Source organism: Vulcanisaeta sp. JCM 16159, from assembly GCF_001316265.1.
Lineage (GTDB): Archaea > Thermoproteota > Thermoprotei > Thermoproteales > Thermocladiaceae > Vulcanisaeta.
In genome coordinates this window covers 22,820-46,035 of record NZ_BBDN01000005.1, presented here as the reverse complement: position 1 = coordinate 46,035, position 23,216 = coordinate 22,820, and the positions used below count along the sequence as shown (strand labels likewise).

Here is a 23,216-nt window from a genome sequence, read left to right as displayed (position 1 = left end):
GGTTTTATTCTCATGAAGATTGATATAATTGATTGAAGAAGGCCTGTAGCTTGGGTTTTTCCTTACCCTCAATGATGCTGGATTTAAGTATTGACGCAACAACCTTGCAGTTAAAGGCCTTAGCGATTTCGTGGGCATACCTGGTGTGGCCAACGTGGTAATGCGTTATGAATAGGTACTTTATGTCGATGCCATGTTCCCTAGCCACCTTAGTTATGTCGGTAACCCTTGCGCCGACGTCTATAAGTACGCCATCGCTCGTTAGATAACTGTTCGACATGCTCCTTATTATGTAAACCTCCATATTTTTGATGAATTAGCTTTAGTATTTAATAAGGATTTGGTAATTATCAACCAAGACTTATTTGAAATCTCTCCCTGAGCACCTTCTTATCAACCTTCCCAGTGCTTGTCTTTGGCAGTTCGGAATCAACGATTACCACTTTATCTGGTATCCACCACTTGGGCATCTTGCCTCATTAACTAAGCTCATTAAGTAATTCTTTATCTCGTCCTCCGTAACCTTCTGACCGGGTTTAGGCACTACAATTGCCACGGGCCTCTCACCCCACTTTGGATGGGGGGCTCCAATAACAGCCACTTCGTAAACCGCTGGGTGTGTGCTTATTAAGTCCTCGAGTCTCGTGCTCGATATCCACTCACCGCCACTCTTGATTACGTCTTTTGCCCTGTCCATGATCCATACATAGCCTTCGCTGTCCCAAACGGCTATGTCATCGGTGTGGAACCAGCCATCGCGCCAAGCCTTGTTGGTCTTTTCTGGGTCATTTAGGTATTCCCTGGTTATCCACGGGGCCCTAACCACTAGTTCACCCATGGTCTTACCATCCATTGGTACGTCCCTACCCTGCTCATCAACGACCCTAATGTCCACGAGAGGTATTGGTAGGCCGGCGCTTAGTATGATATCTCTCTTTCTGTCCTCAGGCCAGTCCTTCATCTTTGGTTTCTCCATTGTTAGTAGTATTACTGGCGCGGTCTCTGTTAGGCCGAAGCCTGGACCACGTGTATGCCCCTCCTGTTTGCCTCCTCAAGGAGTCCCCTGGGTAGTGCTGAGCCCCCTATTACGAACTTTAGACCTCTTAGGTCATACTTTGGCGAGTCTGGGTGATAGAGTATGTTGTATAGTATTGTTGGTACTCCATTGGTTATTGTAACACCCTCTTCCTTGATTAACCTCAGTATCCAGCCCCAATCGAAGCGCCCTGGGTATACCTGCTTGATGCCGACCAGGGTGGCTATGTACGGTAGTCCCCAGGCATGTACGTGGAACATGGGTACGAGGGGCATTGCTACGTCGTATATGTTGGCGTTAATTGGTGGCGCGGATAGTGATAGGGCGACTGACATTGCGTGTAGCACCAACTGCCTATGCGTGAAGTAAGTGCCCTTTGGCCTGCCTGTTGTTCCTGAGGTGAACATCATCGTGGCTACGGTATTCTCACTGAGTTCTGGGAAGTTGTAGGGCCTTGCGTCCCTGATGAGGTCCTCGTACCAATAAACCTCAACTCCATCGAAAGATATCTCCTCGTGCTCTGGCTTGTCACTCATTATCACCACCTTCTTTATGGACTTCACGAGTGAGGTTGCAACCCTTGCGAGTGGTATGAAGTCCTCATTAATGAATAATACATCATCTTGGGCCTGGAGCAGTGTGTATATTATGTCTTCAGGCGCGAGAAGCACATTCACTGTATGAAGTACTGCACCGTACATCGGCACCCCGTAGTAAAGCTCGAAGTGCCTAATCGTGTTCCAATCAAGCACCGCAACCTTACTACCGAACTTACCAGGCTCGCCTGGACTCGCACCTAATTCCTCAAGCACGGAACCAAGTCTCTGTATTCTGTCCCATTCCTTGGCGTAGTTTGATCTAATTATTGGGCCTCCGGGTGGCGCGTGCACTATCTCGACGTCTGGGTATATCAGCGCTGCCTTACGTATCAGCTTGTCCAGCGTTAACTGATAGTCATATTGCTGTGTGCCCATTCCGATCTACCATAGTAATTATAGCAAAATACATAATAAAGCATTACTTATATATTGGCTATATACCTATTTATACGAAACTATGTAATAATTAATAAATTTGCCTAACCTAATAGTTCCATTCCTAATGATAGTAAAGCCCGCGTCCAAAGCCTCGTTCTTCAACTCATCATTTTTATAGAGCCTGTAATACCTAGTAATGCTTTCATTAAGTCCATAGCTCCAGTTAATATAGCCCTCACAATCATTAATACGCCTTAATCTCTTAAGCGTGGCCTCATTACAACCCCACACGGTGGCCACAAATAAGCCTCCTGGACTTAATGATTCGTGTATACCCCGTAAGGCCGCATTCACCAGGTGTTTGGGTATGTGGTGTAGCGTGGCTATTGAAATAACTAAGTCCACAGAGCCCGGCCTTATTGGTATGTGCGTTGCTGAGCAGTTTATCCAATCAATTGGTTCCTGCGCTGCTTTTATCATGCCGAGGCTCAATTCGCAGCCGATGTACATTGCTGCGTTTAGAAATGACCTTGTGACCCTCAGGTTACCGCCAGCGCCCGCCCCGATGTCAAGTACAACCCTAGTTTAACCCATTAATTAAGTCGTTTATGTTGTTGAGTAGTGTCCTCGCTAGTAGTCCCTCTTCCCTGGCTTCTGCGTAGGCTCTTGATATTGTGTCATATGTATTCATTAAGTCCTTTAGGTATTCCACACGTGTTGTTGAGCATGAAGTTTCTAATCCCTAACTGTCTGTGAGGATGAATGCGATGAATTATCTTTCAAAGTTTGTGGGTAATTGATTTTGGGCATTTGTCTTTCTAGCATGGTGGGCTTTAGTCATTCATTACCCTTGGATTGTCTCAACCATTCTAGTTCATCGAGGTCGAGCCACTTACCATACTTGATCACACTTAGCATGTTCCACATTATCAAGCCAGCCACTATGTGTTTACAAACCTCGCCTCTTATTACCGAGGATTCGCAAGTGCACTTTGCGCCGTATGGACCGACTGACACGTAGTAATTCACGTCGTTCCTGGTCTCTGATGGTACCCTAAGCCTAACGCCGCTTATTGATTTGCCATCATCCCTGACGTCAATTATCTCTGAACGCTGGGCAAGCCTGTAGGAGTCTAGGACTTTATCAATTCTCCAATTAAGCTTACTGGCTAGCTCTAGTAACCACTCCTTCAATTTCCTACTTAATTGCGGTGCTAATTCCTCAGACAAAGTTAACCACCAGGGATTCCTTAGGTATTTCGTGACAGCTTAAATTAATCTTTCTAGTCCATGATTAGGTATTACCCATTACTGATTAATGGCTAGTTCGAGGTATAGCTCATCAATTACTGAGTTCCAATCAAATACTAATGAACCATCAATGTTCTTAACGGCCCTCCTGGCCGCGTCACGTAACTTCCAACTAACCCTGAGACCACACCTGGTGCAGTAAATGCCCACGCTTTTTTTCATCCTCCTCTAGGAACAATGCTCCGCCACACCTTGGACAGTCAAGGTTTAGTCTAATCCTCATCAGTTTTACAGTGAGTAAACGCCTATTTAATACCTCCTAACTAATTAACTAATTAGAATAGCAAAACTTTCACTTAACCCCCATCAAACTAAGGAAATCCCTAATGAACTCACCATTCCTACTAACCACAACACTAAATCTCCTATCACCACTCACTAATTCAATACCTAAATCATCACCATTTAACGTATAAGCATTTACCTTCATTGCCCTAGAAATCACATAAGCACCGGCAATGTCAAATATCCTAAGCCTATTCCTGAGGTCCATGAAAGCGAGAAATCTGCCCATCGACGCCATCACCATCTCAAGGCTAGCAGCACCTAAACTCCTTATCTTAAACTTACCAAACCTATCATAAACAGCCCTAAGCCCCCGCAGCAACCTCTCATCTGCATTAGGCTCCAGGTAAAGTGATATCACGGGCCTATCAATATCCTCACTAAGGTCGCCAAGATCATCACCCCTGAACTCAATGCCCCCCGAACCACCGTAGTAAAGTACGTCCTTCGCAACGTAATAAACGACGCCATCCGTTAAGTCGCTGAATCTTAATGGGTTACCGTACTTACCAGCTGCAATCGATATTGAGTAGAACGGTATACCTAGCACGAAGTTTAATGAACCATCCAATGGATCAACAACGAATGCGTACTCGGGATCCCCATCACCGACCTTAACAACGCCTCTCTCCTCAGTGCTGATTACTGCCCTCAAGCCCTCCTTCTCGATATCCTTAATAATCATGTCCTCAACCTCCAGGTCAATGCGTCTCGAAACATCCGTTGAGCCCCTCTTCATTATTTGCCTGTAGCTAAGGTCATTGGACTTAGATTTAACGAACGAGCCGGCCTTGATGACTAGGTCCTTAATGAGTGATTCAAGGTTAACCTCCACGTTAGTTAACTCTCGATTGCTCTATTTAAAAATCCTACCTAACCCCTGATTAGGAAATAATTCTTCAACTTATTATCCTCAATGATTAGGTAAGCCGCCCTGAGCACACCCTCCGAGTACTCACTACCTGCATTGATGACGGGCACCTTGGCACCAGTATTGCTCTTTACGTAGTCAATGCCGGGCGCCTCATGTATGTGCCCATGCATGCCCATTAATGGTGAGTACTCCTCAATCAAGGCCCTCACGGACTTACTACCGACGTGGGTCCTCAAAAACTCGCCACCCCTAATCATGGGTTTAAAGTCCTTGCTTAATTGATAGGCTTGATCAATGAGCGTGTTATATGGTGGGTCATGAATAACCATGATCAATCTGCTGAGCCTGGATTGATCAACATTCCCAATTAGCCTCTCAACCCTCGCCCTAAGCTCCTCCTCACTGACTTCCCTGGGCGTGTTCCAAGGCGTTGGTGTTGAGTATCCGAAGCCCAGGAAGTAGTAGCCGTTTAGCTCAACAACGTCCTCATCAATTGGCACTAACACGTCGGAGGCTTGCTTCCTCACGTAATCTGCAATTTCTGGGTAGTCATCATTGCCAGGCATTATTAATAACTTAACGCCGGCCTCCCTGTACCTAGTAACCACCTTGCCCAGGTCCTCCTCCAGGGCATTAATCATGAGTTTGATAAAGGTCTCCCTAACCCTGTCCCTATTACTGGCTAGTTCCTCGTAACCAGCCTTATCAGTAACAAGCGGGTAATAACCCCTGCCCCTCAGGTCCTTAACCACCTTGTCAAGGTCCTTATCACCCACAGCCTTAACATCACCGAAGACATTAACCAAGTACTTACTAACGCCAGAACCAAGGCTGAAGGAACCATCATCCCGAATAATAGGCACCAGAGCCTTACCAGTGAGGTCACCCGCAAAGACCACCACATCGGCCTTATAGAACTTAATGGCATTAGATAACTTGCCATACACCACGCTCGAGCCATGCAGGTCCGAGACAAGCAAAATTCTTAATCTACCCACGAAGACGCTTGTTTTAAACAATATTTAAACCTAACCCATCAAAACAGGGGAAATACGAACCAAATTATTTAAACAAATAATTAAATGAAATAATAATCGAAATACGTGGCAATAATAACGCTAATGTAAAATAATTAGAATGATGGGGGGTATTAATGTAAGCATTACGGTTAGGATTGTGATTATTAAATTACATGAATACTTCATTCTATTATTAGCACTAAGAACAGAGAATGCCCTTAATAATTTACCTGCGTTAAATAAGGTCCATAAGGCATATATGTAAAATATAACTTAACTAAATTAAGAGAATAATTGTAATTGTTTAATTATATAAGTTAATATAACCTCAAATATAAACTCTTCTTATGTCAAGTCATTAATTATAATTTATGCCAAAGCGCCTCGATAGAAGTAAGTATCTAAATTATTGCTGGTAGTGGTACCAGTACTTTTCGATTTAAGACCCAAGGAATGTATTAAGGAGTTATATGACTTTAGGGACGAACTTAACAAATTGATTGCGTGCTATAGGGATGGTAGGATCGCAGTAATACTGGCATTATGAGGATGGGTAAGTCGAGTCTCTTAAGGAGTTTCTTAAATAGTTATGGAATACCGTATACACTAATTGATGCCAGGAGGATTATACTTAATGAGAGGGAGTGAACATTAAAGGTTTCATGACTGAGGTTCTCACAGGCATTAACAAACTTCCTACAGCAGAGGTCTAGCTTTAAGGATAAATTAATTAGTTTGTTACGTAATATTGATAGCATCGTAATAGGCATGCAATCCCTGAGTGTATCCATAACCTGGCGTAGGGGTAGGGCTGTACTTACGTCGTTATTGGAGGCCGTGGATAAGGGTGCCAAGGACTTGGGCATAAGGGTTGTGTTAGCCATTGATGAGGTTCAAGAGTTAGGGTCGCTGGGTCTAAGTGTACCCATGTTATTGGCGTATATTTATGATAATCTGGGTAATATCGTGACCATACTGACTGAGTCGTGGGTTGGTATGGTTTACGGCGCATTATGAATGGCATAATGGCGGTTGCGTAAAGTATATAGAACTGGTGCTTTACCAGTTTACTGGTATGCCACCAGTTTTCTGTAAATTCTTCGATACCGGCCTAAGGTTAGTAGGGATTCCGTGTTTGGTAGGGATGATGTGATTAATGAAATTGAACGGTTATTGAATAGCGGCTTTTGGCCGGTTATCCTTGGCCCCAAGAGGGTTGGCAAGACCACAGTTATGAGGGTCGTAATTAACGAACTTGGTGGCATATATATATCGATGCGTCGACAATAACGGGACTTAAAGGCCTCGGACTTAGGCTTGTCGATGAGGTTAAGAGATTAAACATTAAGGTTAAGCTTAACTTAGCAGTGCTTCAATTAGATATTGAAAGAAGGCCCACGGCAACTATTGAGAGATTAATTAAAGAGTTGGGTGATGTGGTTATTGGTATTGATGAGGTTCAGAACATAATTAGTCCAAAACTCTCCGCGCTTCTTTCCGTAGCCTATAACAAATCTAGGGTTAAGTTTGTATTTAGTGGTTCACTCATTGGTACCACACGGTTAATAATGAGGAGTCCTGAGTCTCTGGGTAGGCCATTGATTAGGTTTGAGCTTAAGCCTTCACCAGGGAGCAGCCCATGGAGTTTCTGAGGGTTGGTTCAAGGGAATGTGGTATCGGCATCAGCGATACCGAGATTGAGGATGTGGTGGGAGAGTTTGACGGTATCGTTGGTTGGTTAACATATTATGGAAGCCTTAGATCAAGTGGTAAGAACCGTTTAGAGGCCATGAATGCCCTAAGGGATATTGCCAGGGAGGTTATTAAGGACGAGCTCAGTAGGTTGGGGAAGTACGAGCTTGTCATTTACAGGGCCTTGGCCACGTTAGGTAGGGCTAGGTGGGTTGAGATTAAGAGACTTGCTGAATCCCTGATTGGACACTCAATAGATGATAAGACCTTCACAATGAGCTTAAAGACCTTAGTTAATATGTACATGGTTAGGGAGATTGAGCGAGGTATTTACGAGGTTATCGATGAATACATGGCTAGGCTGGTCCGTGAGTACGGCATTTAATTACGGAGTATCTATCATTAAGGCCTTAATTAGTTCCAAGGGCCCTTAGTCCTGACCGCATATGCTATTGCACTTGTTACCCAGGCAATCATTAACCCAACACCAACACCCCTGAGGTATGGACTTTTGGTAATATAAGATGTTAAGAGTAACATCACACTTAATACTAACTCAAATATTATCAGTACAATGTCTAATTTCCTCAACAACCTAACCCTCCACCCAGCCCACATGGCACTTTACCACAATGTCATTAAATTATTTATTACTACCCATAACTAATGCCCTGACTTAATTACTCTATCTAACTCCCTAATTAACTCATTAAGTGTTTGATCCCTATTAGTCCTCGTCAACTCAATGATTTTAAACCCGTACTTACTCACGAAGGATGCCACGGACCTGTTGGTCCTATAGGCCATGTATATCGTGCCGAGGAAGTGAACACCGCTCACAACCTCCTCAAGAGCCCTCAGGAAGCCCTCGTGCATTAGCTCCATCTTACCAATCTCATCAACCACGAGCAATGAGCCTGGCCTGGCAGACCTTATCGCCGGTATCCCGACATCTTCCATGGCCTTTAGATTGACATTGTACTTACCAACCATTGGCCCACCTGCGAATAGACTCACGTGAGCCAACCAAGCCTCGCTACCGCTATTAATATCCACTATCTTAAAGCCCACCCTAGAACCACCTTCCCTAACCTCGGTGGTTATGAAGCCGAAAACCCCAATGCCCATTGACCTTGCGTGACCAACCAAGCGCTTAATGAGGGTGGTCTTGCCCACGCCCGGTGGCCCTGTTATTAGGACCCTAAGCATCCTCTCCCTAATTGATGATAAGATTAATTAAGTGTTTGCGTTTGAAGCGTGTGGTTGAGGAGGAGGTTAGGAAGGTTGTGGCTTCTGGTAGGTCTTCAATAGCCATTACAATACCTAAGAAGTGGGTTTCGGCGTTGGGGATCGAGGCTGGTTCGTACGTTTTACTTAGATTTATGGGTGACCACATAGCAGTCATTCCATTGGGTCGCTCAATACGTAGTTCAGGCGTTAGTAATGTTATTGAGGTTGATAGGGATAGCCCGGATTACGTGCTTAGGAGGTTGATTACTCAGTACCTTAGGGGTGTTGATGAGGTTAGGGTGAGGTTTAAGGGATTTGTGGGCATTAAGGGTGAGGTTAAGGGGTTGGTTAGGGAGAGGATTTCTGGGGTTGAGGTTATTGAGGAGGGTAGTGATTACCTCGTCTTTAGGTTCGTAACACCAATACCCGAGGTACCAATCAAGAGATTGTTAAATAGGATGGTTCTCACGGTCCTCGGCATGCTCAAGGACTCCCTGGATATGCTGCGGGGATTAAGTACTAGGCCGGAGGATATCATTGATAGGGATAATGAAGTTGATAGACTTTACCTGCTCATTGAGAGGCTGGTCATGATGGGGATCACTGATCAGTCAGTGCTTTCAAAGCTTGGAGCAAGTAGCTCTAGGGAGTTAGTGAATGCGTTGATGGTTTCCAAGTCCATAGAGAGGGCTGGTGATCATGCCTGGAGGATTGCCCAGATAATTGGTGAGGCGGGGCAAATGTGCTGTAAGCTCAGTGGGTTGCCCATTGTTAATGATATAATTGAGCTTGGCCTTAACTCAACCGATATACTTAGAGAGTCGGTTATGGCATTTATTAATGGTGATGTTGAGGATGCCATGGAGGTCCTGGATAGGAGGATTGCCATGAGGGGTAAGAGCCTTGAGGTTATTAAGTCGATCTATGGCAGTGGGCTTCATGTTGATGTTGGTGGTAGGTTGATGATGATTGTGGAGAGCATTAGGAGGGTTTCTGAGTATAGCTATGACATTGCCGAGATAACGCTCGATACGTATGGGTGATCACAACGTCTTCAATATCAATATTTAATAGGTATGCCAGGGACTACGATAATTGGTACGTGAGACATGTGGATATCGCTGAGTCCGAGATTAGGACAGTATCGGTGATGGTGCCCAAGGGCCTTGGTATTGAGATTGGTGTTGGTAGTGGATTCTTTGCCGGTAGGTTGGGATACCAATTGGTCTGGAGCCTGCTCTGGCAATGGCTGAGTTGGCCAGGGATAAGGGTGTTGATGTCGTGGTTGGCGTTGGGGAGGTCATGCCACTTAGGGATTCCTCATTTGACTACGCCGTTATAATAGTGACAATATGTTTCCTGGACGACCCGAGAAAGACCCTTGCTGAGGTATATAGAGTCCTTAAACCCGCTGGTAAGCTTATTACCTGCATAGTACCTAGGGATAGTGAGCATGGTAGGTTTTACATGGAACTAGGCAGGAAGGGCCACAGGTTTTACTCAGCGGCGCATTTCTATACCGTGAATGAGGTAAGGGAGATACTGGAGTCTCTGGGATTCGCGGTGAGTGATAAGGCTGTGGCCGTGCTGTCCAGGGGTGTTGGTGATTATTCCGAGGAACCGCAGATTGTTGAGCTATATGCAGCCGAGAGGTTTGGTTTCGTATGTATTGAGGCTGTGCGTAGGTAAACCGTCATTGCCTTAATAACTTATCCATCACCAATGTTTTTACGATATCGGCGTCATGAACGAACTCGCTTGGTAGTGAATCCATGAATTGGGAAACGATTTCATGTATTATTAAGTCAGTGACCTCATCCTTACTAATACCCCTGAGTCTCAGGTAATTGACTTGGTCCTCATCTGGTGATGCATCTGCAGCGCTGTGCCTCGCGCCATTAACATCACCGGTGTCAACCATTATTATCGGTACTGAGGCTGCGTAGGCGCCCTCATTCATTACAAAGACCTTACCCTCAACATTCGTATCACTCCACTTGGCGCCCTCCGTTATCCTGCCCAGGGCCCTATGTATTATGAAGGACTTATCCCTGGCTATGCCCAGGACCTTCGAATAGCTTGTGCCATGCTCGCCGGTATGGATTGCATTTACCTGATAGTCAATCTTGATGCGCCATGACCAATCTCAAGGCCCAGGTGATTTAGGTCACTCTTCCTGCCCTGTAGTAGGTAGTCCTCCCTATGGTGATTCATAGAGCCCCCCATGATTAGTGTTCTAGCTATTATTGATGAGCCATCACCAGCTATTACCTTAATCAACGAGTAGGTGGGTACCTGCTCATGGGTACTCACGAATAATGCATTCAGCCTAGAGCCTCTGCCCAGGTAAATCTCCACCGTGGTTGATGGGCAACCACCAAATCCATTTATGAAGATGCTGAGTGATGCCGTGACTCCATCATTGATTAAAACCGTGTAATGAGTAGGTAGTAATACCGGCCTTGGCGTTGATGCTGCAACGCCTATTCTAAGTGGTTCCCTTAAGTCATTATTTACTTCAACGTAAACTCCATTGATTAGGTTAGCCACATGCCGAGCCAGAGCCCTTGATTCCGAAATATCCATTGACTTAAATAGCAGTTTACCGAATTCATCACCTAATTCATTGATGCTCATTACATTAACGCCGTTGGGAACCTTCGCGATACTCATATTACCGTTTATAGAGGCTATGTTTAATTCATAGGTATATTCGTCGTAGTAGAGTATTTAGATAATTCTTCGATGCTTGGGTCGACGCACTTCTCAAAGGCGTTCCAATCTGTGTAGTACTTAACTGACGGTGAATCCTTAATTTGCTGATAAGGTATTTTCTGAGCGAGCTCCCGTGCCCTTAACTTTAATTCAACAAGCCACTTACTCATTCAGGACCACCTAAATATTAACAGGGTCTTTAAAGTCATCCTACCTTAGATAACTTACCAAATTCGAGCTCTATGACCCTATTTAGCGTCATTGCATACTCCGTGGGTAAGCGAACGGTTATGTCCTGTATAAAACCAAGAACGATTAAGCTCCTAGCCATTCCTTCATCAAAACCCCTACTACGCAGGTAGAATAGTTTGTCCTCACTAATCCTACCCGTGTATGCCTCGTGAGTCACCGTAGCACTTTCCTCAAAAACCTGGTCATGGGGTATTGTGTAAGCCCTAGACCTATCATCAAGGATTAATGAGTCGCATGATACCGAGGACCTTGCGTACTTGGCGCCTTCCCTAACATAGACAAGGCCCCTATAGACTACGGTACCTCCATTTATACTTACGCTTTTATTAACTATCTTGCTTGAGGTCCTTGGTGCGTCGTGGTATGCCTTGGCGCCATTCTCCTTCCAGAATGGGCCGTTAGCTATTGTCACGCCTATGATGCTTGTCTTAGCGCCCTCGCCCTTAAGCACAGTGCTTGGGTACGTATAGCTAACCTTACTACCGAGGCTACCCTCAACCCACTCAACGGTTGAGTTCTCCATGGCCACAGCCCTCTTATTGTTAAAGTTGATTATGTTCCTGCTCCAGTTCTGTATTGTATTGATTCTCAGGTGGGCATTCCTTGCCGCGTAACTCTCTACCATACCATCGTGAAAACTGAAGCCCCTGTAAACGGGGGCTGCACAACCCTCAAGCCACTCAACACTTGCACCCTCATCGGCAATTATTAATGAATGCTCAAATTGACCCTCGCCAGAACTACCTATTAGGAAGAAGGACTCTATTGGCATATCAAGTTTAACACCTGGCGGTACATAGACGAAGGTACCACCACTCCACAACGCCACATGTAATGCGGCGAACTTATGCTCACCGGGTGGGAATATCCTAGCGAAGTACTGCTTAACAATGTCCGGGTACTTCTTAACGGCCTCATCCATCGTAGTAACTATCGCGCCCTTCTCCTCAAGGTACTTCTTAACATGCAAATAAACAACCTCAGAGTCGAATTGACCAAGCAATCCAGCCAATACCTTGGCCTCAAGCTCGGGCATTCCCAATGCCTCGTAATACTTCCTGATCTCCTTGGGCACGTCATCCCATGACCTTGCCCTCTCAACGCTCGGCTTCGCGTATAAAACCAGGGACTCCAGGTCTATCTCCTCCTTAATTGGTAACCACTTAGGCTCCGGTAATTTCTCGAACATTTCCAGGGCCCTAAGCCTAAGCCTCCTCATCCAATCAGGCTCGCCCTTAATCCTACTGATTTCCTCAATCATATCCTTTGTTATCCTGCCCTTAATCACGGCCTCCCAAGGGACAAACTCCATTTCTGGGCCGAGCAGTTCCTCGACGGAGCTCCTCTCAATAACGGTCTTCAAAGACTCTGCCGAATTATTGCTCATCAGTGTCACCGAGCCTCTCTACTGTGGTTATTTAAAAACCAGTCCCCGGAAATAACTTATAATGAACTACCCGACACCGCCCATCCTCGATAGCTCCAGCTCAATGGCCTTATTGAATATGGACACGTACTCAACGGGTAGATTAACCATGATGTCGTGGAAGTAACCAAGGACTATGAGACTACGGGCCTCCTCCTCACTAAGGCCACGACTACGCAGGTAAAACAACTTATCCTCACCAATCCTACCGGTGTAAGCTTCATGCGTTACCGTGGCCGTCTCCTCAAAAACTTGCTCATGGGGTATTGTGTAAGCCCTAGACCTATCATCCAGAATAAGGGACTCACAACTCACGGATGACTTAGCATACTTAGCACCCTCCCTGACATAAACAAGCCCCCTATATACAGATGTACCGCCGTTCAGACTAACGCCCTTACTCACGACCTTACTATACGTATGTGGTGCACTATGGAATATCTTGGCACCCTCCTCCTTCCATGTCGGCCCGTTAGCTAAGGCCACGCTCGTCACCGTAGTCCTTGAATTGACTCCTTTAAGCACACTCATCGGGTATACAATCGTCGCTTTACCACCCAGGGAACCACTCAACCAATCAACGCTTGCATTTTCCTCAACAATCGCCCTATTATTACCGAAGTAAATAACATCCCTACTCCAATTCTTAAGATCAACAAGCCTAACCCTGGCGCCCTTATGTATGTATGCCTCAGTCATACCATCATGTAGGCTAAGCCCGGTGAATACCGGTGCTGCACAGGCAACTATGAATTCAGCACTCGCATTCTCACTAACAACGATTAGTGAATGCTCAAACTGCCCAATACCAGCACTACTGATTAGGATGACGAGCTCAATGGGCATCTTAACATGGACGCCAGGTGGCACGTACACAAATACGCCACCGCCCCAAAGGGCTATATTCAACGACGCAAACTTATACTCCGGCGGGAATACCCTCGCGAAGTACTGCTTAACGAGGTCAGGGTATCTCCTGACTGCCTCGTCCATGCTCATTGCAATGACATCCGCCTTCTCAAGATCCTTCTTGGTATTTTCATAAACAACTCCGCCATCCACCTGCCCAATAACCCCAGATAAAACTCTAGCCTCAAGTTCAGGTATCCTCAGTGCTTCGTAATATTCCCTTAATTCCTTTGGTAACTCATCCCATGACCTTACCCTCTCAACACTGGGCTTGGCATACAAAACCAATGATTCAAGGTCGATGTTACCCTCAAGAGGAAGCCAATTGGGCCAGGGCTGCTTCTCGAACATTTCCAGGGCCCTAAGCCTAAGCCTCCTCATCCAATCAGGCTCGCCCCTGACCCTACTGATTTCCTCAATAACGTCTCTCGTGATTTTACCTCTAATCTCCAACTCCCACTTAATGGGTTTTGCATGGCCTAATATGCTTGAGTATATCTCTGACTTTGCGAGTTCGAGTTTTACACCATCCCTGCTCATAATTATTCTTTAGAATATATTCATTAAGTTATTATTATTAAGCTTTCTAGTGGTGAGTCTACATAGACACTGCCGAAAAGTTTTTAATCAGTGTCACATATGCTACGTGATCAATAATGACAAGACTTGAGGTAACTAACCTAAGTGTTGAGGTTGATGGTAAGAGGATACTGAACAACGTTAACTTAACCGTTGAGTCAGGGGAGGTTGTCGCCATAATGGGTCCAAACGGTAGCGGTAAGACAACTCTGTTCTTAACGATTGCAGGCCACCCCAAGTATAACATAGTTAATGGTGATATTAGGCTTGATGGTGAATCAATAGTTAAGCTTTACCCTGAGGAGAGGGTTCAGAGGGGAATACTACTCGCCCTGCAGAGCCCAACCCCTGTTCCTGAGGTTAGATTGTCGACGTTAATAACGGCTATGCTCAATAAGAAGGCTGGCAAGCACATAACTGACCCACCATCGCCGCAAGCCATTGCCGAGATGACTAAGTTAACCGCAGAGCTTGGCTTGAAGCCCGAGCACCTATCAAGGGGTGTCCATGCTGGGTTCAGCGGCGGTGAGTCCAAGAGAGCTGAAATGCTTCAACTACTAATGTATAAGCCCAAGGTCGCAATGCTTGACGAGCCTGACTCAGGACTTGACGTGGATGGTATTGCAATAATAGGTAGGTCGATTGCGAGGCTTGCCAGATGGTACTGCGATATTAGTCACCACACACCACGCGGAGATACTTCACTACGTTAAGCCCACCAGGGTTGTCGTGATGGCAAGGGGCTCGGTTATTCATGTTGGTGGTGAGGAGGTCGTTAAGATGATTGAGTCCATGGGCTATGAGAGGTTCTTTAAGGAGGTCGTGAAACTGAATGCGTAATGTAACGGATAACTTTAATTCGGGGTTGTTAATTTCTCATTAATGGGCGTTACCAAGACTGATGTATTAATTAGGCTAGGGCCTACGTAAGGGGTAGTATTAAGGAGACGTACATAGGCATCACGGGCAGTGAAATAACCTACGTTGGTAATGAACCCATTGAAGCAGGTAGTAAATTGGAATTACCTAGCCAATACCTTTTACTTCCCGGTTTTGTGGATATTCATGTCCATTTCAGGGACTTCGAACTATCCTATAAGGAGGATGCAGTCAGTGGAACACAGGCCGCATTGGCCGGCGGCTACATAGCCGTTGGCGACATGCCCAACACAAAGCCTCCAATAAAAACCGTTGAATTATTGAGGAAGAAAATTGAGGAGTTTAATAGGAAGACAAAACTACACATTAGGCATTACTTTGGCGCTCCTCAGGACCCGTCTATACTTAAGGACGCACTTATTAATGGCGCATATGCGGTTGGCGAAGTACTACCCGAGGAGGTTCTTGATTATGGTGGTGACCAATACCTAGAGGCCCTATTTCAGGAGGCGGCTAGGGTTGGGATACCAATAGTAATGCATTGTGAGGACCCAGTAATTATTAATCAGTACAGTGGGCCCAGGGATTTTGAGCATCACAATGTAATTAGGGGCCCAAGGGCTGAGTTGGCCTGTGTTCATAATATCATTAAGTTGGTGTATAGGTATGGAACCAAGGTTCACATGACGCACCTAACACTACCACAATCAATAAGCATGATTAGGTTAAGCGCCTTGACATCACCTTTGACGTAACCCCACACCACATGTTACTAAGCCAGGAGGAGTGCCTCGCAAGGGCTGAGAAGCCTGCTTACTGCAAGGTTAATCCACCACTTAGGGATGAGACCACGAGGAGGGAGTTATTGACCATGTTCGTTAGGGGTGAGGTACCCATCGTAGCCAGCGACCACGCACCACACGCTGATTGGGAGAAGGATAGGCCGTATGATGAGGCACCGCCGGGTATCGTTGGCCTTGAAACAACGGCGCCATTACTACTCACACTGTGGCGTCGTGGGTTTACGGACCTTGGAACAGTAATGAGGGCGATACAGGAGAGACCAGCTAAATTCCTTGGGCTTAATGTGGGAATTAGGCAGGGCTCCTGTGCTGATTTAACAATAATAAATACCAAGGCCAGGCATAGGATAGAGCCCGAGAAGTTCAGGTCTAAGGCTAAGTTTTCGCCATTTAAGGGCTTTGAGGTTGACGTTGCCGTGGCTGCGACAATACTTCATGGTAAGTTGGCGTACATAAGTGAGGGATATATCGATGAAACAACGATAAAAAAACCTAGAAAGTGCACTACAGAGGTAATTCGTATTTTGTCATTTAAAAATTATTCATTAATTACCTGCTTGGCATTGATTTCCTTATTCCTTAGGGGCCTTATACCGATTACTTCGATCTCATCCAATGGCATTATGCCATACTTATCTCTGACCTCCTTTGGTATTGTGAATTGTCTACTGGCTGTATGCCTAGTCCTTAGTAATGCCACCCGCTTCAACGTGATTATACAATCATTGTACTTAATGGTTATTTCCGCATATTTGGCCCATTCAATGCCCAGGGCCTTAACTAGTCTTGCAGGTAATAGAACTTGGTTATTGATATATACCCTGGCTTTATATGGAAGTTCCTCAATCGGTTTTGAACTTGGCATTCGGACCATTAAATCCAGCCCTAAAATAAAAAGTATTCCTATAAAGCTAATAAATAGAAATTGATAGTGAAAGGGCAAGATGCCAGAAATTGAAATGCATACAATATCAAATTAAAATTCCAAATTCCACCCATAATTCTCCAGTCATTTTTACCTAAGCCCCCTTCAACTTAAGAATCATTCCCTCTAGGTCGTCATACCCCATTAATTACATGCCAATATATTAATCGAGTGTTGATTATACGAGAATATTTTTACTTCGAAAATAAAGCCTTAACATAAAAGAAACGGTATAATGACCAAGGCAGACCACGCATGCGGGGGTAGTATGCACCAAAATCAAAACATTTTTAACAACCAAAGGCAAAACATAGGTTAGGCATTTCCTTTTCCCGTTTTAGGTTTAAGCCTTTATTTGCCCTAGTGATTATCCCTTAAAGACCTTATTGAGTACTTCACGGAACTCACCCTCTGGGTCTGTTGGCATTAACCTTCTCCTTAACTCACGTAGCTCCTCAAGTACTATCTTCCTCTCTATCGAGTCTATGAGGAGCCTAGTCGATATAACGGCGTCTGGATTCACCGATACGTAGTCAATACCCACCCTCACAAGGAACTCCGTGACCTCGGGGTAAACCGATGGCGCCTGCCCACATATGCCAACGCTCTTATTCATTGCGTGGGCCCTCCTTATTATCTCATACATGGCCCTGAGCACCGACGGTTCCCTCTCGTCAAAGTACCTCGGGTTCTGCCTAACCAATATGTCGTTATCCCTATCAACACCCATAACGAGTTGCGTCAGGTCATTACTGCCTATTGAGAAGCCATCAACGTACTTCGCGAAGTCCTCGACAAGCAGGGCTATGCTGGGTATTTCAGCCATTGCATATACCTTGAAATCCCTATCTTTCCCGAGCCCTCATCATTTAGTATCTCCATAAATTTCTCGAGTTCCCAGGGAGCCCTTACGAATGGCGCCATTACATGCACGTTATTCAAGTTCATTTCCTCCCTAACCCTCTTGATGGCCCTAACCTCAAGCCTGAAGGCCTTCTCGTAATCCCTACTTATGTACCTCGAAACACCCCTCCAACCAAGCATTGGATTTCTCTCCTCAGGCTCGAACTTCTCGCCACCGGTTAATTGCCTGTACTCATTGCTCTTGAAGTCGCTGAACCTGACGATCACGGGCCTTGGTATATTGCCTTGGCCACGTAGGCCACGCCCTCGGCCAACTTATTGATGAACTTCTCCTCATTACCAATACTGATTAGATGAAGTGGATGATCACCGATGTAGCTGGAAAGCACGAATTCAATCCTCATTAGGCCAATACCATCAAAGGGTAGGTCCTTATACTCGTCGATCTTCTCAGGAACTCCCAGGTTCATGTACACGCCGGTCGCCGTCCTTATTGACCTATAGATGTGTAGTATTAACTCGTTAGTGTTGGCTGATGCCATGGTCTCCTCCTTAACGGCCTTTGCCTTACCCACTAACTCCTTAGCCTCACCCTCATAAACCACCCCATGCACGGCATCTACCGTGTATAACTCACCATCCCTAAGCACTGAGGTTGCGTTTCCAGTGCCCACTATTGCTGGTATACCTAATTCCCTCGATACGATGGCGGCGTGGCTTGTCATACCACCCTCGTCGGTTATTATTGCCGAGGCAATTCTCATATAGGGTACCCAGTCAGGGTTTGTCATCTTCGTTACGAGTATGTCACCCTTACTCATCTTAGCCCTGGCCTCCTCGGGGGTTAGGCATATCCTTACCCTGCCGACGGCTACACCTGGGCTTGCCGCAATGCCCTTAACCACGGCCTTACCCACCGTTGCCTTTGCCTCACTGATTACCTTTGCCTTACCACCGCTATACACGGTCTCCGGCCTCATCTGAACAATGTATATATTGCCCGAGTCCGCATCAATGACCCACTCAATGTCCAGTGGATAACCAAGCGACCCTCAAGTTCAATGCCCACTTTAGCCAGCGCGAGTACTTCCTCATCGCTCAACGAAGGCTTCTCAACGAGGTCCCTGGGCACCTCGACCATTTTCGTTAGCCCAGCCTCATCCCTGACCATCATTACGCTTTTCCTGGATATGACCCTATCCTTAATCATCAACCCACCCTTATCCACAACCCACCTGTCTGGGGTTACCATACCACCGACCACGGCCTCTCCAAGGCCCCAGGAAGCCTCAATAACCGCCTCACTTTCATTGCCGGTCACTGGGTTTATCGTGAACATAACACCCGCAGCCCTACCATTTACTAGCTTCTGCACGATTACTGCCATTTGAGCTTCATCATGTGGTATGTCCTTCTCATCCCTGTATGCCAATGCCCTCGCATTGTAAGTGCTTGCCCACACGTGCTTTACGTACTTAATCAATTCCCCAATGCCCCTAACATTTAGATATGTATCCTGCTGCCCGGCAAAGCTTGCGGTCTTTAGGTCCTCAGCATTTGCACTTGATCTAACGGCTACCGCCACGGCATCCGTATTAAACATGTTGCTTAACTCCATGTATGCCCTGGCAATCTCATCACGGAGATCCCTAGGGACTTCAGTACTGATTATCAACTCCTTGATCCTCCTCTCAGCTTCCTCGTACTCCTCAGGTTTGCCCTCCCTAATAACCTCATTAATTACATTGAGTACCTTGTTCTTAAGCCCGTTTACGGTCATGAAATAATTGAATGCCTCCGTCGTTATTACGAAGCCAGGCGGCACGGGTACACCCATGAGTACTAATTTATTCAGGTTAGCACCCTTGCCACCCAGTATTGATGAGTCCTTAACCTCCTCATTGAGCCAAACTATGAATTTATAATCCGCCACGGCAAGACCATGCCTTGACGGCTTAAATAATTTGGTAAGAATAAATAATTACTATAATTTCAAAAATCGACTATTGCTGAAATACTTTACGTAATTTATGAATTGAATTAGCCCATAGAAAGGAAGTTCTTCAGTATCTCCTTACCCATTGGCGTGCCGACACTCTCTGGTGGAATTGAACACCAAATATCGGGTAGTCCCTATGTTGTATTGCCATAACTTCACCATCATCCTCCGAAACCGCCGTAACAATCAACTCACTGTACATCATCAATGACCAAGCTATGGTATCTCATGCCCTCAATCCTCTCGGGGAACCCCTGAAATATCGGCGAGGGCCTAACCAGCCTAATCATGCTGGTTTTACCATGCTTTATCGTCTTGGCCCTCCTAACCCTGGCCCCAAAGGTGACGCCAATCACTTGATGACCAAGGCAAATACCCAGTATGGTACCCTACCCCTGAAGTGCTGTATTACATCCCTGGATATGCCTATATCCCTGGGGCTAAGCGGACTGCCAGGACCTGGCGATATTATTATGCCATTGGGCCTAAGTCTCTCGATTACCTTAACAGTAACCTCATCATTCCTAAGGACCAGTGGCTTGGCCCCAAGCTCACCCACGTACTGGGCTATGTTGTACGTGAATGAGTCGTAATTGTCTATGATCACCACGAGCTCCATCACACCACCCCCATGGCAATCTTTAAACTACCCAGCTTATGCTCAGTCTCCTGAAACTCAAGCTCAGGTACTGAGTCGTAGACTATTCCAGCCCCCGCCTGTATCCTGGCCACACCACTCATTAGGAATAAGGTCCTTATTATTATTGCGAATTCACCGCCACCACCATGCATCAAACCAATGGCCCCTGCATAGGGTCCCCTAGCCACGCCCTCGTACTTCGCGATTAACTCCATAGCCCTTGGCTTAGGCGCCCCACTAACTGTACCAGCAGGAAACGTCGCGAATAGGGCATCAACAATATCATTACCGCGCTCCAGGACACCCTCAACCCTAGAAACCAGGTGTTGAACACTTTGGTACTTCTCAATGGCGTATAACTCCTTAACCCTAACCGTACCAAACCTACACACCTTGCCGATGTCATTCCTGGCCAGATCGACGAGCATCACGTGCTCCGCCCTATCCTTAATACTATTAATCAATTCCTCCTCAAGTCTCAAGTCATCAATTGGGTCCCTACCCCTCGGTCGAGTCCCGGCTATTGGGTGCGTCTCTACCCTATCACCATCAACCTTAACCAGCAGCTCAGGCTCGTACCAACTATGTACTTATCCCCGAACTTGGTTATGTACATGTACGGTGATGGATTCAAATCGGCCAGCCTCATGTATAGGTTCATTACATCACCCCTCACCGAGTAATCCTCATACCTGGACAGGACTATTTGGAAAATCTCACCATTCCTAATATCCTCAAGCGATGACTCAACCCACCTAATGAAGTCCTCCCTCCTGGTACCACCGACCTTACCAACCACCTCAAAGTCATCTAGATCCGCCGAGGCATTACTAGGTAGTTCACCCTTTACGTAACCCCTGCCCAGTAGGTTGTCGTAAATAACCACGTTGCTCGGTATTATGAACTCGGCAATCGGCCACTGCGGCCTCCTTAGGTAATTCCTTAGGTATGGCTCCATGTGAGCCACGGCCTCGTAGGATAGATAGCCAAGGGCAATATCACCACTCTCAAACCTACCAAGTCTCTTAACCAATCCCTTCAATTCGCTGTATAAATCGCCATCCCAATTAACAACTAGGTGCTCGGTAATTCCCCACGCAACTATTGTGTACCTAGACCTCTCTGGAAAGCCTGGCCCACTCTCGAGTAGTGTCACGAAGTCCTCGCCAGACTTAAGTAGGTAATTAGTGAGCTCCCTGGGTTTCGGCAGGTACTGAATTGGTATCTTCCTAACGGACACCCCTAACCACCTCCGCAATCTTCCTCACTAACGCCTCATCCTTAATTCCAGGGCTTTTCTCAACCCCCGAGCTAACATCGATTAAGAATGGCCTATAGCTCATCACCAGGGACACGTTATCTGGATTTATACCGCCAGCGACGCCAACCCTGGGTATGACTCTGACCTCCCTTATCACGTCCAACGGCAGTTTGAGTCCATGTTCATATCTAGTGAAGTTCGTTTTTGGCGCATCAATGAGCACGTACTCCACGTAATTAATCAACGCAAGCTTAGCGGCCTTATTAATTATTGAGTTATCACCCACGTACGTCAATACCGGCGCCAACTTAATCCCAAAATCATTAACTAGGTCCATAACCTCCCCACTTGGTTCGAAGTCACCATGGTACTGAAGAATTTCAAACCCAAGGTCGCTAATCAATTTAACTGCATCAATGAGCTCAAGCCCCTCCACGACACCTACGACCCTGACTCCCTTAACCGTTTTTATTATTTCTCTGGCCACCTCATTACTAACAAGCCTCGGTGTTGGTATCCTCGAATTCACTATTACACCAACATAATCAGCATAGTTACTAACCATTACGGCATCCCTAACGTTAGTAACACCACAAATCTTAAGCAACGTCATGACCTACTCACCCTGGCAAGCTCACTCACGTAATCCCAAAAACCATCGTCTAGGTGTGACCTTACATACTCAACACCATCCCTGGGATCCCTAACCATGCCCGCTACATATAGTGTAAATGCGGCGTTGGCAATTATGAAGTCCCTGGCCGCCTCATCCTCACCGGATATAGCCAGCCTAACCTTCTCAATGCTACTCAATGGGCTTGAAACCCTAACCTCATCTATCCTATGAATGCCTAGTCCTAAGTCCCTGGCTCAATGAAGTACTTATCCACATTACTCCCCCTAACCTCGATAATCATGGTCTTACCAAAGACTGAAACCTCGTCAATCCCAGGCTCGCCGTGCACAAACACGGCATGTTCATAACCAAGCATTAGCGCCGCCTCGGCCATTCTATTCATTAACGAACTATCCGCAACACCAATTAACTGCCTAGTGAGTAGGGCTGGGTTTGCCAGTGGCCCTATTAGGTTGAATATTGTCCTAATGCCCAACTTCTTCCTTACGGGCATAACGTTTTTCATCGCTGGGTGATAGGCTGGGGCGAAGGCGAAGGTGAATCGGTACTTAATCGCCATTTCGGCTGCCTTATTGGGTGGTAGGTTTATGTTGAAGCCCAACGCCTCAAGGAAGTCTGCACTGCCTGAGGTTGATGAAACGCTTCTATTGCCGTGCTTAATCACGTGGGCTCCCAGGTAAGCCGCCACCAACGCGGCTGCCGTGGATGCATTGAGCGTTCCAAACCCATCACCCCCAGTGCCGGCGGTATCCACGTACTTACCCCTATCATCTATTGGTATCTTGATGCAGAAGTCCCTGAGCGCCTTCGCAAAGCCGGCAATCTCACTGGATGCCTCACCCCTTACCCTCAGGCCCATTAGTATTGCCGCTGATAACGCCTCGTCAATGCTTGTCAACATGC

At 46.1% G+C, this 23,216-nt stretch carries 27 protein-coding genes and 5 pseudogenes; 12 read left to right on the top strand and 20 right to left on the bottom strand.

The window, feature by feature from the left end; translation table 11 throughout:
• Window positions 1–10 precede the first annotated feature (10 nt).
• The 8 genes and pseudogenes from JCM16159_RS18790 to JCM16159_RS05770 form a co-directional block, all read right to left on the bottom strand.
• The gene (locus tag JCM16159_RS18790; RefSeq protein WP_367834325.1) at window positions 11–304 is read right to left on the bottom strand and encodes an MBL fold metallo-hydrolase; all 294 of its coding nucleotides are present in this window, start codon (window positions 302–304) and stop codon (window positions 11–13) included.
• Between the two features lie 46 nt (window positions 305–350).
• A pseudogene (locus JCM16159_RS05795) lies at window positions 351–2,010 on the bottom strand (long-chain fatty acid--CoA ligase).
• Between the two features lie 66 nt (window positions 2,011–2,076).
• Entirely contained in the window at window positions 2,077–2,556 is a 480-nt protein-coding gene (locus JCM16159_RS05790) for a class I SAM-dependent methyltransferase (protein ID WP_243666163.1), read from the bottom strand.
• A gap of 37 nt (window positions 2,557–2,593) precedes the next feature.
• Window positions 2,594–2,725, bottom strand: coding sequence for a hypothetical protein (locus JCM16159_RS18785; protein ID WP_367834324.1), 132 nt, complete (start codon window positions 2,723–2,725; stop codon window positions 2,594–2,596).
• Window positions 2,726–2,850: 125 nt separating this feature from the next.
• On the bottom strand, window positions 2,851–3,243 hold the full coding sequence (locus JCM16159_RS05785; RefSeq protein WP_054857237.1) for an SWIM zinc finger family protein: 393 nt from the start codon (window positions 3,241–3,243) through the stop codon (window positions 2,851–2,853).
• Between the two features lie 78 nt (window positions 3,244–3,321).
• On the bottom strand, window positions 3,322–3,474 hold the full coding sequence (locus JCM16159_RS05780) for a hypothetical protein (RefSeq protein WP_243666069.1): 153 nt from the start codon (window positions 3,472–3,474) through the stop codon (window positions 3,322–3,324).
• A gap of 142 nt (window positions 3,475–3,616) precedes the next feature.
• Entirely contained in the window at window positions 3,617–4,444 is an 828-nt protein-coding gene (locus JCM16159_RS05775; protein WP_054857236.1) for an inositol monophosphatase family protein, read from the bottom strand.
• Between the two features lie 38 nt (window positions 4,445–4,482).
• Window positions 4,483–5,481 carry a metallophosphoesterase gene (locus tag JCM16159_RS05770; RefSeq protein WP_054857235.1) on the bottom strand — a complete coding sequence of 333 codons (999 nt, stop codon included), beginning with the start codon at window positions 5,479–5,481 and terminating at the stop codon, window positions 4,483–4,485.
• A gap of 439 nt (window positions 5,482–5,920) precedes the next feature.
• Between JCM16159_RS05770 and JCM16159_RS18780 the strand changes: the two genes are divergently transcribed.
• The 5 genes from JCM16159_RS18780 (at window position 5,921) to JCM16159_RS05755 (ending at window position 7,579) form a co-directional block, all read left to right on the top strand.
• Entirely contained in the window at window positions 5,921–6,049 is a 129-nt protein-coding gene (locus JCM16159_RS18780; RefSeq protein WP_367834323.1) for a hypothetical protein, read from the top strand.
• A gap of 221 nt (window positions 6,050–6,270) precedes the next feature.
• Window positions 6,271–6,519: a hypothetical protein gene (locus tag JCM16159_RS05765; protein WP_243666068.1), complete on the top strand. Its 249-nt coding sequence runs from the start codon at window positions 6,271–6,273 to the stop codon at window positions 6,517–6,519.
• A gap of 114 nt (window positions 6,520–6,633) precedes the next feature.
• Window positions 6,634–6,792, top strand: coding sequence for an ATP-binding protein (locus JCM16159_RS15230; RefSeq protein ID WP_243666067.1), 159 nt, complete (start codon window positions 6,634–6,636; stop codon window positions 6,790–6,792).
• Window positions 6,793–6,869: 77 nt separating this feature from the next.
• Window positions 6,870–7,154, top strand: coding sequence for a hypothetical protein (locus JCM16159_RS05760; RefSeq protein WP_054857233.1), 285 nt, complete (start codon window positions 6,870–6,872; stop codon window positions 7,152–7,154).
• A complete protein-coding gene (locus JCM16159_RS05755; RefSeq protein WP_054857232.1) occupies window positions 7,142–7,579 on the top strand; it encodes a hypothetical protein in 438 nt (145 codons plus the stop codon). The genes JCM16159_RS05760 and JCM16159_RS05755 overlap by 13 nt, the downstream gene beginning before the upstream one ends.
• Before the next feature lie 29 nt (window positions 7,580–7,608).
• Here JCM16159_RS05755 and JCM16159_RS05750 read toward each other — a convergent pair whose 3' ends face one another.
• Window positions 7,609–7,812 (bottom strand): hypothetical protein, encoded by a 204-nt coding sequence (locus JCM16159_RS05750; protein ID WP_054857231.1) that lies wholly within the window; start codon window positions 7,810–7,812, stop codon window positions 7,609–7,611.
• 45 nt (window positions 7,813–7,857) lie between these two features.
• A complete protein-coding gene (locus JCM16159_RS05745) occupies window positions 7,858–8,403 on the bottom strand; it encodes an NTPase (protein ID WP_054857230.1) in 546 nt (181 codons plus the stop codon).
• A gap of 50 nt (window positions 8,404–8,453) precedes the next feature.
• Here JCM16159_RS05745 and JCM16159_RS05740 point away from each other — a divergent pair, with 50 nt between their 5' ends.
• Genes JCM16159_RS05740 through JCM16159_RS05735 form a run of 3 tightly spaced genes read left to right on the top strand, consistent with a single transcriptional unit; the run spans window position 8,454 to window position 10,113 of the window.
• A complete protein-coding gene (locus JCM16159_RS05740) occupies window positions 8,454–9,467 on the top strand; it encodes a phosphate uptake regulator PhoU (RefSeq protein WP_054857229.1) in 1,014 nt (337 codons plus the stop codon).
• Window positions 9,464–9,766, top strand: a complete 303-nt coding sequence (locus JCM16159_RS15225; RefSeq protein ID WP_243666066.1) for a hypothetical protein — start codon at window positions 9,464–9,466, stop codon at window positions 9,764–9,766. Before JCM16159_RS05740 ends, JCM16159_RS15225 begins: the two co-directional genes overlap by 4 nt.
• Window positions 9,670–10,113 (top strand): methyltransferase domain-containing protein, encoded by a 444-nt coding sequence (locus JCM16159_RS05735; RefSeq protein ID WP_243666065.1) that lies wholly within the window; start codon window positions 9,670–9,672, stop codon window positions 10,111–10,113. The genes JCM16159_RS15225 and JCM16159_RS05735 overlap by 97 nt, the downstream gene beginning before the upstream one ends.
• Window positions 10,114–10,117: 4 nt before the next feature.
• On the opposite strand, the gene JCM16159_RS15220 is transcribed toward JCM16159_RS05735, so the two are convergent.
• The 5 genes from JCM16159_RS15220 to sufB (JCM16159_RS05720) all read right to left on the bottom strand — a co-directional run bounded on the left by JCM16159_RS15220 (window position 10,118) and on the right by sufB (JCM16159_RS05720) (window position 14,266).
• Window positions 10,118–10,528 carry a SufD family Fe-S cluster assembly protein gene (locus JCM16159_RS15220; protein ID WP_243666162.1) on the bottom strand — a complete coding sequence of 137 codons (411 nt, stop codon included), beginning with the start codon at window positions 10,526–10,528 and terminating at the stop codon, window positions 10,118–10,120.
• A gap of 5 nt (window positions 10,529–10,533) precedes the next feature.
• On the bottom strand, window positions 10,534–11,097 hold the full coding sequence (locus JCM16159_RS15215) for a hypothetical protein (protein WP_243666064.1): 564 nt from the start codon (window positions 11,095–11,097) through the stop codon (window positions 10,534–10,536).
• Between the two features lie 23 nt (window positions 11,098–11,120).
• Window positions 11,121–11,309, bottom strand: coding sequence for a hypothetical protein (locus tag JCM16159_RS15210; protein ID WP_243666063.1), 189 nt, complete (start codon window positions 11,307–11,309; stop codon window positions 11,121–11,123).
• A gap of 35 nt (window positions 11,310–11,344) precedes the next feature.
• Window positions 11,345–12,778, bottom strand: coding sequence for a Fe-S cluster assembly protein SufB (gene sufB, locus JCM16159_RS05725; protein WP_054857307.1), 1,434 nt, complete (start codon window positions 12,776–12,778; stop codon window positions 11,345–11,347).
• 66 nt (window positions 12,779–12,844) lie between these two features.
• Window positions 12,845–14,266 carry a Fe-S cluster assembly protein SufB gene (gene sufB, locus JCM16159_RS05720; protein WP_054857228.1) on the bottom strand — a complete coding sequence of 474 codons (1,422 nt, stop codon included), beginning with the start codon at window positions 14,264–14,266 and terminating at the stop codon, window positions 12,845–12,847.
• Window positions 14,267–14,382: 116 nt separating this feature from the next.
• On the opposite strand from sufB (JCM16159_RS05720), the gene JCM16159_RS05715 reads away from it, so the two are divergent.
• From JCM16159_RS05715 to JCM16159_RS18770, 4 genes are all read left to right on the top strand, one after another.
• Window positions 14,383–15,018, top strand: a complete 636-nt coding sequence (locus JCM16159_RS05715; protein WP_367834322.1) for an ABC transporter ATP-binding protein — start codon at window positions 14,383–14,385, stop codon at window positions 15,016–15,018.
• Window positions 14,957–15,145 carry a hypothetical protein gene (locus JCM16159_RS18775; protein WP_367834357.1) on the top strand — a complete coding sequence of 63 codons (189 nt, stop codon included), beginning with the start codon at window positions 14,957–14,959 and terminating at the stop codon, window positions 15,143–15,145. The genes JCM16159_RS05715 and JCM16159_RS18775 overlap by 62 nt, the downstream gene beginning before the upstream one ends.
• Window positions 15,146–15,321: 176 nt before the next feature.
• Entirely contained in the window at window positions 15,322–15,939 is a 618-nt protein-coding gene (locus JCM16159_RS15205) for an amidohydrolase family protein (RefSeq protein WP_243666062.1), read from the top strand.
• 11 nt (window positions 15,940–15,950) lie between these two features.
• A complete protein-coding gene (locus JCM16159_RS18770) occupies window positions 15,951–16,916 on the top strand; it encodes a hypothetical protein (protein ID WP_367834321.1) in 966 nt (321 codons plus the stop codon).
• 363 nt (window positions 16,917–17,279) lie between these two features.
• Here the strand turns inward: JCM16159_RS18770 and ppsA are convergent.
• From ppsA to trpD, 5 genes and pseudogenes are all read right to left on the bottom strand, one after another.
• A pseudogene (ppsA, locus tag JCM16159_RS05705) lies at window positions 17,280–19,709 on the bottom strand (phosphoenolpyruvate synthase).
• A 107-nt stretch (window positions 19,710–19,816) separates the two neighbouring features.
• Window positions 19,817–20,394 (bottom strand): annotated as a pseudogene (locus JCM16159_RS05700) (aminodeoxychorismate/anthranilate synthase component II).
• Window positions 20,394–21,655: pseudogene (locus JCM16159_RS05695) on the bottom strand (anthranilate synthase component I family protein). The pseudogenes JCM16159_RS05700 and JCM16159_RS05695 overlap by 1 nt, the downstream one beginning before the upstream one ends.
• Window positions 21,645–22,289 (bottom strand): N-(5'-phosphoribosyl)anthranilate isomerase, encoded by a 645-nt coding sequence (locus JCM16159_RS05690; RefSeq protein WP_054857227.1) that lies wholly within the window; start codon window positions 22,287–22,289, stop codon window positions 21,645–21,647. Before JCM16159_RS05690 ends, JCM16159_RS05695 begins: the two are co-directional and overlap by 11 nt.
• Window positions 22,286–23,214, bottom strand: a pseudogene (gene trpD, locus JCM16159_RS05685) (anthranilate phosphoribosyltransferase). The gene JCM16159_RS05690 and the pseudogene trpD overlap by 4 nt, the downstream one beginning before the upstream one ends.
• Between the last annotated feature and the right edge of the window lie 2 nt (window positions 23,215–23,216).

Coding starts and splice junctions, on each gene's coding strand:
- JCM16159_RS18790 (WP_367834325.1), bottom strand. CDS start 304: ATGGAGGTTTACATAATAAGGAGCATGTCGAACAGTTATCTAACGAGC.
- JCM16159_RS05765 (WP_243666068.1), top strand. CDS start 6,271: ATGCAATCCCTGAGTGTATCCATAACCTGGCGTAGGGGTAGGGCTGTA.
- JCM16159_RS05755 (WP_054857232.1), top strand. CDS start 7,142: ATGGAGTTTCTGAGGGTTGGTTCAAGGGAATGTGGTATCGGCATCAGC.
- JCM16159_RS05750 (WP_054857231.1), bottom strand. CDS start 7,812: ATGTGGGCTGGGTGGAGGGTTAGGTTGTTGAGGAAATTAGACATTGTA.
- JCM16159_RS05745 (WP_054857230.1), bottom strand. CDS start 8,403: ATGCTTAGGGTCCTAATAACAGGGCCACCGGGCGTGGGCAAGACCACC.
- JCM16159_RS05735 (WP_243666065.1), top strand. CDS start 9,670: ATGGCTGAGTTGGCCAGGGATAAGGGTGTTGATGTCGTGGTTGGCGTT.
- JCM16159_RS15215 (WP_243666064.1), bottom strand. CDS start 11,097: ATGAGTATCGCGAAGGTTCCCAACGGCGTTAATGTAATGAGCATCAAT.
- JCM16159_RS15210 (WP_243666063.1), bottom strand. CDS start 11,309: ATGAGTAAGTGGCTTGTTGAATTAAAGTTAAGGGCACGGGAGCTCGCT.
- sufB (WP_054857307.1), bottom strand. CDS start 12,778: ATGAGCAATAATTCGGCAGAGTCTTTGAAGACCGTTATTGAGAGGAGC.
- sufB (WP_054857228.1), bottom strand. CDS start 14,266: ATGAGCAGGGATGGTGTAAAACTCGAACTCGCAAAGTCAGAGATATAC.
- JCM16159_RS05715 (WP_367834322.1), top strand. CDS start 14,383: ATGACAAGACTTGAGGTAACTAACCTAAGTGTTGAGGTTGATGGTAAG.
- JCM16159_RS18770 (WP_367834321.1), top strand. CDS start 15,951: ATGTTACTAAGCCAGGAGGAGTGCCTCGCAAGGGCTGAGAAGCCTGCT.
- JCM16159_RS05690 (WP_054857227.1), bottom strand. CDS start 22,289: ATGACGTTGCTTAAGATTTGTGGTGTTACTAACGTTAGGGATGCCGTA.